This is a genomic window from Butyricimonas sp. Marseille-P3923 (assembly GCF_900184685.1).
Lineage (GTDB): Bacteria > Bacteroidota > Bacteroidia > Bacteroidales > Marinifilaceae > Butyricimonas > Butyricimonas muris.
The window spans coordinates 1,352,887-1,367,966 of the sequence record NZ_FXXL01000006.1 but is presented as its reverse complement, the minus strand read 5'-3'; the positions used below and the strand labels follow the sequence as shown (position 1 = coordinate 1,367,966).

The window sequence follows — 15,080 nt, the reverse complement described above, 5'->3', positions numbered from 1 at the left end:
TTTAAATTGCAATTATTGCAAATATAATAATTGCAAATCAAATAATCACAAGTATCATAAAAAAACTTGGCTCACCGTAAAAGCGAGCCAAGTTCCCTGTGTTCTATTTTCTATAATGACTATTTCTGCAACGGGAAAGTCAATACCTGTTCTTTGTCTTTCTTCACGTCAGACTTGTTGATTTCTATATTTTCCACCAGAATAGAAGAAGGATAAATAATTGAAGACAACACCTCTCCGTTAGAAAGATAATTGCTTACATTCTCCTTGTTGGAAATATTCAACATACGTTTCAAGTTGGGTAACGTGAATCCGGAAACATCACCGAAACGTACTTGCGTTTCGCTTCCGTCTTTCAAATCCACCCGGTAGATGCGGGAAGCCTTTCCTGCCAAGCCGCGCACGATATAAGCGTATTTCAAACCTTCCTCCTTGGCTGCCTTGATCAAAGCGGCTTTCATCTTTTCCGGCTTAGTACCCTTGTCGGCTTTAATATGAATTGTACCGGGAGCCAATGTATAGGTTCCATCCATAGAAGAAAGCGTGAACCGGGAACTACCTGTCGATTGGGGCGCATGTAATGTCGGAACGGTTCCGTTCAACATCGCCTTGAAAATACCGTTCTCCACCAAGGTGATTTCCTTGGGCGGCACGATACCGTCGGCGTCAATATCATAAGCTCCCAATAAAGTGACACCATTGTATTTTTCCAAAGAAGAATAATTCTTCACCGTCAGACGGGTATCGATGATCTTCATATCCAGACGATCATCCAAAGTCTTGATCGGTTGCATACGGTCAGAAGCAGGTTTACGATAAGCGTAAAGAGCACCTCTCCTCAATAAATTAGAGGTCAAAACAGAAGAACTCGCTCCTCCTTCAAATAAAACCGGACCACCGTAATACTCCGTGATAACCGGGGCATTCTTCAACTTGATCAAATTATCGGCAAACGCTTTCACGCCTTTTTTCAACTCATCAAGCGAAGGTAAATCTTCCGGACGGTCTACAATCACGGAATAAGTATCATCGATACGTACACCATCCTCGGTCACCACGTAAGCCGTGGCATACAAGTTGGTATATCTCATCGGTTGTTTCAACACAACACCATCGGTCGTCATTTTATAAATCTCAATATCCGCACCGCTGATATTTACCGATGAATTGTATATATCCTTGTAATCCTTGAAGATGGCAGATAATTCGTTTGCCGTCTTCTCCAACGCGGCACGATCTATCGTGTAAGCATTTTTAGCTTCCTCGATTTTCGTGACAGGCTCCACTTTCTGGCGATCTTTCAAATTCACCTCTTCGGGCGTTCTCGGGTTCGCCTTCAAGTAAGATTCTTTCATGTTGGCAGCCTGTAACGACCACTTGTACATCATATCCGACCCCATCCAATAATTCCTGCGCATGCCGGCATAATCGGGCTCTGCCGGCATCGGCAACTGAGCCGCAACACAGCTATACGCGAAATCGTTATTATTATCATCATTACCTAAAAACATTTGTACCGCCCCGCGGGAAGACCACGGCGTTTCCGTGAAATTAACGATACCGCCTAACGAGGCTCTCACCTGAAATTGACGAGAACGTCCCAAGGTATAAGAAATATAGTAAGGAGGTTGCATCCCCGGCAACATCAACTGTTCCTTGTTGCGTTGCATCTCATCCTGCATAGCTTTAAAGATCACCTGATCTTGATCATTCTGGGCGGCAAGCGGCGCCACAAGCAGGAAAAACAATAATATTGATAATATATATTTCATTTCAATTTTAGATTTTAAATTTACGATCCTATTAATTTTTGATTTATGATTTTAGATTTATGATTCAACTTATTCACCGACATAATTTCACTCGTAAATCATAATTCATAAATCTGAAATCAATCAATTGTTCGCCGGTGCCGGTAAAATAGGAGGTAAATCCATTGATTTCTGACGACGCTGCGTTTCAATCTTATTTACCAGAATCATCGGGGAACTAGCCGTAACAGGCACCCAACCGGATTCAGCACCACACTCGCCCGTGAACACGCTTGGGGTATCACCACCGCACACGATATTGGAGAACATGGATAACGGGGTTCCGATCAAATCCACTCCGCGAACCAATTCGTCCGGACGACCGTCAACATATATCCGATACACTTCCAACGGGGTCACGTTAAAGGAGTTCAAGCTACCGCCTTCACCGGTCAACGTGAAACCGCTCGTTACTTCTTTGAAATAATAACCGTATTCTTTTCCTTGCTTTTTAGCTTCTTCCAGCAACATCTGACGTAATTCCGCCTCCGTTTTCGGGGCTGTCGTTTCCACCACCAAGTTAGACTGACGGGAAACAGGATCACCACCTCCGGAAGTACGAGCGTGTCCGTTCGTGCGAGGGAATCCGTCCAAAGGCACACGACTCATTAGGAATTCCCTTAATATACCATCTTTCACTACATCTACACGACGTGCTTTTGCACCTTGATCATCATACAGGTAGAACCCGTTCAATTCCTCCCCTGCATAACTGCGTAAAGTCGGATCGCAATATACTTGGAATTCTTTCGGCAACACGTATTCACCTACCATTTTCTTGAAGGTCTGTCCTCCCGATTTCAAACGATGTCCCTCGATACGGTGACCGAAAATTTCATGGAAGAAGACACCGCTTGCAGGACCCGACAACAATGCAGGACCCGTGTAAGGATCAACGACCGGGGCAACACGCAATACTTTCAAACGCTCAATCATTTTTTTCGCATCGGCAATCATGATGCTTGCATCAGGAAGGTCTTTCAACTCGTAAGCAAAATAAGACATATTCAAAGGCAATTCCATCCCGTCATCCGCTTTCATCGAAGCACTCATCATGACACGGGCATACGTGCGGTTCTGCACCACTTCCGTGCCCTCGGTATTCACGAAATAGGTACGCAATACCCGGAAGGTCAGGCTTGTTTCCCCGCTCTGTAATAAAGGTTCACTCTTGAACACGGCGGAAACCTCGTTCAGTTTCTTTTCCCACGCGGGAATATCGATAGCCTGCTTCTCGGCAGGAATCGGGGCCTCGTAATATTTCTCTACCGGGGCTGCAGAGAAAGAAGGAGCTTTATCCTCGTCGGCAACGCTTACCTTACTCTGCGTCTTTGCCTGCTCGTAAGCTTCCGTGGCAAAATTATAACGTTGCATCACCTCGTACCAAATTGCCTGACGCGTTGCATCAATCCCGTTCTCGTCATCCAACCCGATATAAGCCATCCGGTAATTCCCGTTCCGGTCAGGCTGAGCCCCCATGGCGTTATATTTAAAGTTATCCAGAATCGTATCTCCCACCCGAATCTGCGGCACCAAAGAACGTACATGTTGCTCCTGTGCCCGCATTGTCGCCCCGAAAGCACTCGAGATATTCACGGTACGATCATCCATTACCCGAAAATTCATGTGGTAAGGAGGATTCTCCTGCTTCTGCAGCTCTTTCATATCGGCTGCCAACTCTTCCTTCAATAGTTGCAATAACTTGTCCTGAGCCTGCGCATACGTCTTTTGGACGGCAAACAGCGAGAGGACGCAACTAACAAAAATCAATCCTAATTTTTTCATTTCTAAATGTTTTAATCATTTTTCTTTAAAGTTCTCTGAAGAACACGCACTAATTATACCAACAAAATTACACCCCTGATTTCACTATTCAAAATGATTCTACATTAATTCTTTGTTAATTCTTCAACCCTCAACCTACATTTAAAACGCTCCATTTTAACATTTCCATAACCGAAAAAAATCGCCCGCCAATTACCATGGCGAGCGATTTTATCAAAGATCAAAAAGAGCATTCACTCAACCTTCCCGTTATCAACAACCGTCAATTTCCCACTAAAAATCAAACGCCTATCCACCCTCTCGTCTATCGATTCAGCTATATTCTTCAACGTCCGCTTCACTTTCCCGCTAAAAAGTTTATTCCCTTGGTAAAATATCTCCACGGGCTGCTCGAAATCAATCATTTCATCATTCAACCGAATTATCAATCGCTTGTAATCATTTTTCAGAATCGTAAACGTGTTCCCGTTCCGTTCCACGACGACCTCCATGCCGTGTTTCGCCTCATCCGTATCAACACGCAACCAATATAAAGAAGGCATCACCACCTCTTCCTGTCTCCACACAACCTTTGTCGGGTTTGGCTCTCGTTGATATTTCGCCATCCAAGGAATTGCCGCACGATCTTCCCGATCCATCCAATGCCCTTTCCCCTTCACGATACGCGTTTCGTGAATATACCCTTCCGGGTCGGAAGCGTGCAAAGAATCCATCACCACTCCTTTCTCGACAGCTAAAGTATTCCGGTTATAAGCCGCATCCCGTTCCCCCATCCAAATCATGAAAGGAACGTTACGCAAATTAACCTGAGAAGCCTCACCGGGATGCCCCGCCATCATAGAAGCTGCAGCCCAACGATCCGCCATACGGGGAGCCATACGCCACACGCCGTCACCCCCCGCCGAATAACCCAACAGATACACCTTATCCGGGTTCACGTCCATCATCACGACCGCCGTCCGGATCAACTCGTCGAAAAACTCGTCCAACCCCGGCTTAAACCACATATTCCAATCATCCCAAGGCGCCCGGGGTGCAACGTACACGCCCTCCTTCGGCTGGTACAACAGAATCTGATTTTTCCATTGTTGCGTATTCACAGCCTCCGGTGCACTTCCCCCGCCATGCATGGAAATATAAAGACTCCTCCCGTCTGCCGGTTTCTCCCCGAACACCTTATAATCAAAAGGCATCCGCAACCCCTCCCGACTAAAACATTTCCCTCCCCACATCCGCTCGTTTTTCTTCTTCACCTCTTTCAGCTTCTCGTCAAACAACAAAGTCGCGATTTCCCTTGCCTCCTCCTTATTCAACGCCTTCTCGTAAAAAGCAAATTTATTCAACGGTTTTCGTTCCTCCGCTTTTTTTGCCACCCATGTTTTCACGGCTTTCACTTGCGCGGATACACAGGACGGTGATAACCACACGCTTACAAAAAACAAAACACAAACAATTCTCATCATCATCAAAATCATTAAATAATACAAAACACAACTCATCTCCCCTCTACCCCTTGGGATTGAAGAGAAATTTTCGCCCTAAAAATAATGAAATTACACTCGCAACACAATTATCATCAAAGCAAAAAAAATAAAAGGTGGGTTTCTAGCATATTCAAATATCCCTCCTGAATCAATCATGAATATACTATATATTTTCATGGTATTAAGTTTCATTCAAATTCAATTAAATTACTATTTCTTTACCTTTAAAATAGACTTTGAATAGGATATGAATGGGAGTTGAATGGGAGATGATACAAATCAACTATAAATAACATACAATTTATATACATATTATTTAACTTATTTTACCAGAAACGGGGAAGAAAATCGACTCCATTTTAAACTTAAACAGCCCTTTGAAAGTTCATTATTCAACTTTCAAAAGGCTGTTCAAAATTCCAAACCAAGTAAAAAATATACTTTACTTCAAGTTAAGAAATTGTTTATACCACTGTATATATTTAGGGTCGGTAAGAGAATCAACTATCTCTTTCCCCCACGCATTCCACTCTTCCGTTCTCCCCGGCTCCATCGCGAGGACATTCGCGTATAAATCCGCGAACGGAATCTCTTCCGGCTTCATGCCTTTACTTGCTTTCTTGTATTCCTTAACGCTACAAACCTTGTTCTTGAACAGTTTGACAATATTTGCCAACCCTATTAATTGACCCGAGTTCTGTAACTTATTTTGTTTAATAAATTGTATCGTCCTATCTATATCTTCGGCAGTAGTTCTTGCTTTCGCGTTATAAAGGACTTGATTTAGGTCGGAATTAATTTGATACGCGACCAACTCATCCACTTTCTCGACACCTGATTTCTCACGAAATTCCTGAATATTCGAAAACAAATAATTCTTCATATCCGAACTAATCATGGAAAATTGAGGGTGATACAGCATCCAAAATTCGGGAGAAACTCTCTGCTCGTCATCAAGCAAAGCGAATAGCTCCACGGCAACAAGCGAAGTTCTCGGGCTAGATATCTTAGCCAGTGCCATCAAATATTTCACCATAAATTCGGGCGAACGCTCACCCATTGCATATCGTGTTTCAAGTTCTCCCACGGCTTTATTATCATCAAAGGTTTCGCTCATCCGTTCGATGAAATCACCTTGCATGAGATTGGACACCCGGTGACGAACATCCCCGTATTTATCGATCATAACCACCACGTTGGGAACAATGACACCATATTTTCTGGCAATTCTAGCTCCCTCCCCTTCTCCAACGTGTATTTTATAATTTATAAAGAACTTGTTCAAGTAATCCCCCACCTCTTTGCTAGAGAAGAGTTTTTCATTGATAAGCTTTGAAGTCTGACCGTCGTTGTGGAAATACAAGAATACATACCTACTCTCGAGCAAAGCTCGCTCCATGACCTCTTTCAGTGATGCCAAGTCTTCCCAATACACGCCGTCATTTCCCGACATTCTTCTGGAAGTGAGCCCTATTTTAATAATTCCCTCTTTAACCACCTCATCTTTCACGGCTTCTTGTGCCCGTAAGGCTATATCTCCCAGCATTCTCGTGTGTTCTTTACCATTGGCAAGCGAGATAAATAATTTTGCCGCCTCGAATATCGTTCTTTTTTCCGAATCATCCCACACATCCAAATTGGCATCAAGAATATCCAGATAAGCCCTTTCATCATAATTTCCCCGGGCTTCAGCCAATTCGGCCATCTTCAAAAGAGCCTCTTTACGAGGTACATCGTTATTTTTAAGCAAATCCTTAATAGCCGGTACCTTTTCATATTTTTTCGCTGGTAGTTGGTATATAATCATCATGTTCAATTCGGTTATAAACGAATTATAAATCAACTTACCAACCTCTTCTTTCCCGACTTCTTTTTCAAAATATTCCCTATTGGCGCAAACGAACTTCATCTCCTCGCCCTCTATGGTCGTTGCCCGCGAGCGTAACAATGCCCAATAAGTCGGGTTTAGCTTATCCTTTTCTGAAAGTTTTCCCCAAAGGTCATCACCCACGGTTTGAGCCTTCACCACCTCTCCGGAGATAGAGAGCAATTTCCAATATGCCATTTGTTCCGTTTTATCCAGCTTCCCCGACTGATACAGCGTTTCATACTCCGCAATGCTGCTTGCCTTTAAACCACACTCGACGTTTTCAATCAACTCCTCGAGCGACATCGCCCCGACAAGTTTATGCATCAGTTTTCCATCAGCATTAATAATCAAAAAGGTAGGATACGCGTCAACCCCGTACTGTTTCCCGATAGCCGGACCTTCACCTTTTTCCATATCGATTTTCACGCAAACAAAGTTCTTGTTGAAATAATCACCGGCAGCTTCAAGCGTGAAGACATTATTCGCCATCATCTTGCACGGACCGCACCAAGAAGTATAACAATCCAAAAATATGGGTTTATTCTCTGTCTTCGCTTGCTCGCGAGCTTTCTCTAACGACAATTCCTGAAAGTTGGTTTGAGCGAAGATAACCACGGAACACAAGAGTCCCACAAATACCAATAATAACTTTTTCATTTTCTTTTACTTGTAATATTAATTCTGTTTTTGATTCCTAGCATTGAGCATATTTCCCAGTCCGATTTGCAAAGGTTGATGCCCGGTATGCTCGTAAGTGTACTCGTGTAATTTCACCACACGAGCGTATTGTTCCTCCGTCCCGGAACCCGCGATGAAAATTGTCACGGGAAAATAAAACCAAACCAAATCCTCTCCATCAATTTTCGGGAATTCTTTTTCACATAACACGAGTACTTTTTCTATTTTTTCTTTATTCTTGTTATCCGCCCAAGCGGCACGCAACGCTTGCGCCAAAGAGGCATAAACATCAAGGCGTGACCGAGAGTTAAAGTGATGAGGTTTCATCTGCTTTATCACTTTATCCAAGTCATCCATCTTTTCCCGACCGCGAATCATATCCCTCAATTTTATCTCAAAAGCCATCGAGATTCTCTCCAACACTTTTTCCTCTCCCATGCTCTCGCGAAATTGGTCGAAATGTGCAAACAGGAAATCCATCGGTTCCGAACAAATCGGGGATAATACCTGATTATCATAAATGTACCAATACTCTCTATTCGACTTTTGGGCGTCCGGAACCACCTTGAACAATTCCGCACGTACTTCTTGTGCTTCCGCGATCATTTGGGCTTTCAACAATTCCTGCAAATAATTTGTCAAGAAAGAAGCATCCCGGTTACCCTCCGCGTACTGTTTTCCCAAACTGGCAATTGAAGCCGACATGGCCTCTTCCACCATTTTTTTAAACTCTGACGGGTCAATCGTGGCGCCGACAATTTGATTTTCTAACCCTTGAGCGGTATTCAGTAACAGGAATGTCGGGTATGCCTGAACGTTGAACTTTTGCGCGAGGACTTTGCCATCTTCCTCCGCACCCGTGTCATATTTCACGCACACGAAATGCTTGTTCATAAACTCACCCAACTGTACGTTCGGGAATACATCGGCAGCCATCACTTTACAAGGTCCACACCACGACGTGTAAAGATCGACAAAAACCATTTTCCCTTCCGCTTTCGCCTTTTCACAGGCTTCGTTTAATGTCAATTTCTGGAAATTTGTCTGCCCGAAAACCAGCGCAGAACACAAAATCCCGACATAAATCAATAGAATTTTTTTCATTTCAGTTCATTTTATACAATACAAAACATACTTCTTTCAATTACGGCAATGTGTTCCTCAACGGAAGAGAGTTTGACTCTCTTCCATTAATAGTAACACTCTATGAATAAACGAATAATCTATATAGAAACCCCTATTTCCTTCAATACCGACACTATAATTCTATATTTGGTCATCACGGCATCAAATGCCCCGTACGACGCTTCGAACTCTTCCGGCGTAGAAGTAAATATCGCACTGATATACATACCGACATCCTGAGTTTCCGTGGGCATATTACCATAATCATAAGGATTCGGGTCTTTCAAGAAACCGACAGTTCTCGGATCAGAGAACCCGTAAGTATTATAAAAACGCCACCCATTACAACCATACAAATCTGCCTGCGTGTAGCAGCCGCGTGTCGTCTGATAGAACACTGCCAGTTCTTCAGCATAAGCAGCGATCGGCGTGGCAAGGACTGCATTAAGAACAGCTCCTTTCATGTTCAGCCGTTCCGCATCGCTCATGTCCCCAAATTCGGTAACACGGGAAATCAGCACGGTGTTCAATCCTTTGAAAGCCTCCTTGCTTGTTGCCGGATTATAGGGCGTTAAAGATTTCAACAACAAGAAACTGCGAATTTTAATACTCTCGGGCAGAACAGGCACGATTTCTTCACGCAGGAATTCAAGCCCGTCAACAACATTTTCTCTCGGACATAACTCGTAAGCCGAAAACGGATTAGGAGTTTCCGTTCCCCCCAACGCTGATGCACCGAACTGTAAAATTTCGTAATGTGTATAAGAATTACCCCAGTTGTCGACGCGGGTTTCTTGCCCGATCGTATCGTTATAGAACACGGGAATCCCCGTTTCCACGTAGAATTGATAAATCGCCCGGTCGACAGGATCATCCGAATTTTCAATCGTGAACCAATCTTTACCGAGGTTGGAAGGCGTCAAATTATCTTCCTTGTCACACGCCGTGAATAACACGGACAAAAGCAATACATAAAGGAATTTATTCTTTCTCATAATCAATCTCTTTGAAGTTCTCTATTCGGGCGAATCTCGTTCTGGAGTTCTCCCCGGTTAAATTCAATAGCATAGTTCGGAATCGGAATCATCCAAGCCGCACGATCTCGCATGTAAGCATTCAACTCGTAATAACCGTTTTCATACCAAGTTCGTGAATTTGCTTCATAAGCATTATTCCGGTGACGGATAGTGAAATTATCCGGCAGAGGGCGAATACTGTTCACGGCATAGCGTCGCAAATCAAACCAACGATGTCCCTCGAAGCAAAGCTCCCGACGGCGTTCATCGCGGATAAAGTCAATCAATGCCCCACCCGTTTCCGTTACCGACGGAGCTACCGCGAATCGTTTGGAACGCAATTTTTCCAACTCGGTTTTCGCGTCCCCATCCCGGTTCAACATCGCCAATGCCTCTGCCTTATTCAAAATCACTTCCGGCAAACGAATCAAAAAATCCGCCCCAATCTCGTCATTATCATTATAATCCGTCCACGTCTTATACTTATCGGGAATAGCCGCATGCAAAGAATTCTTGAAAAAAGCGGTTCTGCGCAAATCCCCATCGCCATAACATCTCAACAGCTCCTCGGACACTTGGTACGAAAACGCTTGCTCCGGATATGTATAATCCGGATTCGGATTATTCCAATCGGTCGAAGAATTCAAGAATGTCGAAACAACAGCATTCCCCCCCTGCGTGAAAATCGTTTCGGGCGATGTCCATGAAATCACGTTTTTCCCATCTGTCCAACTGTTCAAATCCATCACCGAATAAGCCCCCGACATTGCCTCGTCTGCAGCGGCAATACATGCCTCATATTCTTCCATATACAAATACACTCTCGACAACAGCGCATTGGCAGCAACTTCCCCAACCCGCAATGTCGAAGAAGGCATTATACCTTCCAGACAAACAATTGCACGTTTAAGATCCGTGACTATCTGCGAATACACCGCTTCCACCGAACTACGGCTAAAATATTTATCCTCTATATGTTCCGTGATTTTTAAAGGCACTCCGGCATCACGGGACGCGGTAGCTTTGCTATAAGGCATCCCGTAGATATTTACCAACAGGAAATAATAACCTGCCCGAAGAAAACGCGCCTCGCCTTCCACCCTGTTCAACAACTCGATATCCTCTTCTTTCGAACGAAATTCGTCCGCCATGTAAATGATGGAATTCAATACCCCTATACTCTTGTAAAACCGTTCCCAATCATTATCCCTGTACTGGTCGTTCTCCAAAGTCAAAAACGGATCGGAACCCCAGTGATAGAAAGAACCCAGTACATTACGCGGGTAATTCGAAGTGTAAGGGAATACCCCCTCCACGAATTCCTCCGCGTCATCATCCATCACGTGCAACCACGGATAATTCATGGTAAGCCCGCTACTGAAACTCATCGTTTCCTGAGTACTGGAAGTAAGGTTCGGCGTTTGCATAAAACATTCACCTCTAAGCAACTCGTCCAAATCCTGCGCCGTGGTTGCATATCGCTGATTCTGCGAATATTCTTCCAAAAAATCACCGCAAGAGCCAAGACCAAGGGCAAGCACCCCGAATATATAAATTAAAACTCTTTTTTTCATCGCTCAAATTTTAGAAAGTGATACTAAGATTACACGAGTAAGTCGGACGTACCGAAAGATTTACACTCGGCGACGAACCGGACTGGGTAGGATCCTGTCCCCGCAATTTTTTATGGGCTATCGTGAACAAGTTCGTTCCCGTCAAGTTGATATAGGCAGACTTAAGACCTAATTTCTTGCAAAACCGATCATCCACGTTGTAACGGAAAGAAAGCGACGATAAGCGCAAGTAATTTCCACTTACCACCCGGATGTCCGAATTATCATACATCTCGTAAATATTAGATGCAATTGTATGTGTCACATTCGATCCACTATTCCACCATGGATTAGTATGGGCTCCCGCAACTGTATTCAACGCAGGAATATTGGTATAATTCTCGTCACCCGGCTTTCTCCAACGATTTACAAATTCACGCCGCAAATTGCTTGACGGATTGGGGTTGGTTGTCCCGTATTCGGTACACAATTTCAACAAACGAATTTTGTTACCCAAACTATAAGCCAGATTAAACGATAAACCGAAATTCCGATACCCGAAATAATTCGAGATTCCCCCTTGCAGGTAAGGCTCACGCCGTCCTGATCTCTCCATTACCTCCAAAAAGACATCTTCCCGTTCCATATTGTTATATTTCTTGCTCAGCTCATCCTGCAATTCATCCTCCGCCCCGTAAAAAACAGGAGAACCGTCTACCGGACTCAATCCTTTAAAGCGATATGAATAGAATGTATTCAAAGGCTCCCCGGCAATATCCACGTCACCGGTCAACATATCGGTATACTTGATCTCATCCCGCAACACGTTATTCCGGTTATTTATCGCACTATTTACCAATTCATTCAACACCTGTCCCAACTGAGGATCTATGCGCCAAACAAACCCTCTCTTCCCGCCATCCAGCCCGGCACGATTGATCGGGGTAAAATTCAAACTCACCTCTATTCCCTTGTTTACAAGCGTCCCGCTATTTACCACGTATTGCTTGGTTCCATTGATTTCGGAAATAGTCTTGGTCAAAAATGCATCCCGTGTCTTTTTATAATAGTATGAAACCGAACCGTTAATCTTGTTTTTCAAAAGCGAAAAATCCAATGTAACGTTCGTGGAGGCTGTCTTTTCCCATCTTAAATCAGGATTCGGGTAATGGGCTACCTTCGAATTAAACTCACCGTATTTCCCTGAATAGTCAATATCTTGCCTAATAATCATATTCGGGGTCTGGTTACTCAACATATTCCCCTGATAACCGAAAGAACCCCTTAACGCGATGTCATCCACCCAATCAACAGATTTCAAAATATCCTGCTTCACGTTCCAACGACCGGACAACGCCCAAATCGGCATCATTCGATCATTTGCCCGTGACCCGAATAAATTGGAAGCCTCCCCTCGAATATGCAAATTCAACATATAGCGGTTGTCATAATCGTACCCGGCCATCGCATACCACGCTACCGAATTTGTCAAATTTTCCGTGATAACCCCCAAAGCATTGGCACTTGCCATAAATTGGTTATAATATCCCGTGTACGTCTGGGGAATAGAAGAAAACAATTTACCCCGATCTCTATGATACCCACGACGTGTAATATTGAAGCCATCGTATCTTTGAGAATTCAATTCCAAACCGGCAGAACCACTCACGTTATGCTTACCCTCTTTTCCCACGTTCTTGACGTAATTTGCTTGCACCCGGGCCATCCAACTGGTATTGCGCACCTCACTTTTCCGCAATTCACCACCGATAGGACACAAGTCATTCCGTTCCGTCTGGTCGGCACGTAACTTATGCACGTAATAGGTATCCTCCGTGAAATAAATCTCCTGATTCGTGTTGCTTACCGCGTAAGATAATGTCCCCTCCAGTTTTAAATCGTCAATAACGTTGTAACCGATATGTGCCTGCATATTAATAGCGCTTCCCTTGGTTTTATCCCCGGAATTATCCATTTCGTTCAACACGTTGAAATTAAACACCGGCATAGTGCTACCCGTCCGCTGATAAAAATAACGGGAACCATCGGGATTAAAAGCCGGAACGGCACGACTCATGTTATAAGCATAATCCAAAACGCCTAATTCCGAAGGATTGTAATCACGGCTCGATACATTTCCCTGAAGTTGGAAGCGTGCAGTAAAACGCTCGTAATTAGCCGTCAAGTTCAACGTCGTTGAATAGCGTTTGTTATTCTCGCCTTTTATAGCCCCGTTCTCATCGCTCATCCCGAGAGAAGCATAATAGCGGATATTGGTAGAACCACCCGACAGGCTTAACGTATGGTTATGTGAAAACACATCTTGACACACAATATCAAACCAATCCGTGTTCAATGTCTCGTAATACGAAACCAACCGGTTATACTCCTTATAATCAATCGCACCATTGTAATAATCTTGTACCACAGCCTCGTATCCTACCCAGCTATCCACATTGTTATAATAAACACCCCGCTCTACCAACTCTCGGGAAACATCTACCCGCTCCTTTGAATTCATCAGATATATAGCCCGGTCGCTGTAACGCGGACGCCGTGTAAAAGAAGCCGTTCCGGAATAAGTCACGCTGGGAGGACCAGCCTTCCCTTTTTTCGTCGTGATCACAATCACCCCGTTACCCGCTTTAGCACCGTAAAGAGCCGTTGCCGAAGCATCCTTCAACACGTCGATTTGTTCTATATCGTTAGGATTCAATCCCGAAATGGCATTCCCCAACAGATTCACGAAGTCCAAGTCATTGATTTGTGCCGGATCCACGTTCACCGGATCGGTCAAAACCACCCCGTCCAGCACCCACAACGGCTCCCTATTGCCCAGAACAGTCGAGGTACCCCGTATCCTCAATTTCGGTGCGGCACCCACCTGACCGGAGTTCTGCATGAAAATCATACCCGGAATACGTCCTTCCAACATCTGGTCGATGGTGTTCACTCCCGCAACCCTTATATCGTCCATCTTGATGGTTTGCACGGCACTGGTCAACTTACGCTTATCAATATTCTGATACCCGGTTCGCACGATCACTTCATCCAATTGTTCGGCTGATTCTTTCATGACAACACGAAGAGTATCCTGCCCCGTGTATTTCACTTCTTGTGTTTCCATCCCGATAAATGAAAAAAGCAACGATATATTCTCTGCTTTCGGTAAAGTCAACGAGAACGCTCCCTTCGTATCGGTAGCTGTCCCCAGCGTCAAACCTTTCACGATAACAGTTACCCCGGGAAGCGGCTGTTTTTTCTCGTCCGTCACTTTTCCCGTGATACGTACAACTTCCTTTTTCTCGTCATTTCCCTTGCCCGATACAATAATAATCACACCTTGCTCCACGCGATAAGCCAAATTCACTTTCCCGAGAATCGCATCCAATACCTTCTCCAACTCCTCGTTCTCGAACTTCGCGGAAACATCTTTCACCTTTTCTAATTCGTTGTGATTAAAAAAGAATTTATAGCCCGTCTGCTGGCGTAATTCTTGAATTACATCCAACATGCTTACATTCTCGACATCCAAGTTCACCCGCTTCTGCGAGTAAGTTGCCGCCGAAACTTGTAATAGTAAGAGCACCGTAAAAAAACACGTCAGTTTCATCACTAAAATCATTTTTTTTAGACATACCCACTTAGCGGGGTAGCCCTCGTTTCGATTTTTTTTCATACATTTGTCTTGTTAATGTTAAGATTGATACAAAGATTAACACATTTTCAGCCGGCAGGTGGTCGCAACACCTTCCGGT

8 protein-coding genes are annotated in these 15,080 nt (G+C 44.1%); all 8 read right to left on the bottom strand.

The window, feature by feature from the left end; genetic code table 11:
* Positions 1–119 precede the first annotated feature (119 nt).
* Positions 120–1,772: a hypothetical protein gene (locus CS948_RS11320; protein WP_099291771.1), complete on the bottom strand. Its 1,653-nt coding sequence runs from the start codon at positions 1,770–1,772 to the stop codon at positions 120–122.
* A 123-nt stretch (positions 1,773–1,895) separates the two neighbouring features.
* On the bottom strand, positions 1,896–3,596 hold the full coding sequence (locus CS948_RS11315; RefSeq protein WP_099291770.1) for a TldD/PmbA family protein: 1,701 nt from the start codon (positions 3,594–3,596) through the stop codon (positions 1,896–1,898).
* A 233-nt stretch (positions 3,597–3,829) separates the two neighbouring features.
* Positions 3,830–5,059 carry an alpha/beta hydrolase gene (locus tag CS948_RS11310; protein ID WP_255301969.1) on the bottom strand — a complete coding sequence of 410 codons (1,230 nt, stop codon included), beginning with the start codon at positions 5,057–5,059 and terminating at the stop codon, positions 3,830–3,832.
* 463 nt (positions 5,060–5,522) lie between these two features.
* Positions 5,523–7,607 carry a thioredoxin family protein gene (locus CS948_RS11305; protein WP_099291769.1) on the bottom strand — a complete coding sequence of 695 codons (2,085 nt, stop codon included), beginning with the start codon at positions 7,605–7,607 and terminating at the stop codon, positions 5,523–5,525.
* An 18-nt stretch (positions 7,608–7,625) separates the two neighbouring features.
* Positions 7,626–8,732, bottom strand: coding sequence for a thioredoxin family protein (locus CS948_RS11300; RefSeq protein ID WP_099291768.1), 1,107 nt, complete (start codon positions 8,730–8,732; stop codon positions 7,626–7,628).
* Between the two features lie 119 nt (positions 8,733–8,851).
* Positions 8,852–9,748: a hypothetical protein gene (locus CS948_RS11295; RefSeq protein WP_099291767.1), complete on the bottom strand. Its 897-nt coding sequence runs from the start codon at positions 9,746–9,748 to the stop codon at positions 8,852–8,854.
* A gap of 2 nt (positions 9,749–9,750) precedes the next feature.
* On the bottom strand, positions 9,751–11,343 hold the full coding sequence (locus CS948_RS11290; RefSeq protein ID WP_099291766.1) for a RagB/SusD family nutrient uptake outer membrane protein: 1,593 nt from the start codon (positions 11,341–11,343) through the stop codon (positions 9,751–9,753).
* Positions 11,344–11,353: 10 nt separating this feature from the next.
* Complete coding sequence (locus CS948_RS11285) at positions 11,354–15,001, bottom strand: SusC/RagA family TonB-linked outer membrane protein (protein ID WP_099291765.1); 3,648 nt, start codon at positions 14,999–15,001, stop codon at positions 11,354–11,356.
* Positions 15,002–15,080 lie beyond the last annotated feature (79 nt).

Bases quoted from the DNA above. Each gene is read 5' to 3' on its own strand.
- CS948_RS11320 (WP_099291771.1), bottom strand. From the start codon at position 1,772: ATGAAATATATATTATCAATATTATTGTTTTTCCTGCTTGTGGCGCCG.
- CS948_RS11315 (WP_099291770.1), bottom strand. From the start codon at position 3,596: ATGAAAAAATTAGGATTGATTTTTGTTAGTTGCGTCCTCTCGCTGTTT.
- CS948_RS11310 (WP_255301969.1), bottom strand. From the start codon at position 5,059: ATGATGAGAATTGTTTGTGTTTTGTTTTTTGTAAGCGTGTGGTTATCA.
- CS948_RS11305 (WP_099291769.1), bottom strand. From the start codon at position 7,607: ATGAAAAAGTTATTATTGGTATTTGTGGGACTCTTGTGTTCCGTGGTT.
- CS948_RS11300 (WP_099291768.1), bottom strand. From the start codon at position 8,732: ATGAAAAAAATTCTATTGATTTATGTCGGGATTTTGTGTTCTGCGCTG.
- CS948_RS11295 (WP_099291767.1), bottom strand. From the start codon at position 9,748: ATGAGAAAGAATAAATTCCTTTATGTATTGCTTTTGTCCGTGTTATTC.
- CS948_RS11290 (WP_099291766.1), bottom strand. From the start codon at position 11,343: ATGAAAAAAAGAGTTTTAATTTATATATTCGGGGTGCTTGCCCTTGGT.
- CS948_RS11285 (WP_099291765.1), bottom strand. From the start codon at position 15,001: ATGAAAAAAAATCGAAACGAGGGCTACCCCGCTAAGTGGGTATGTCTA.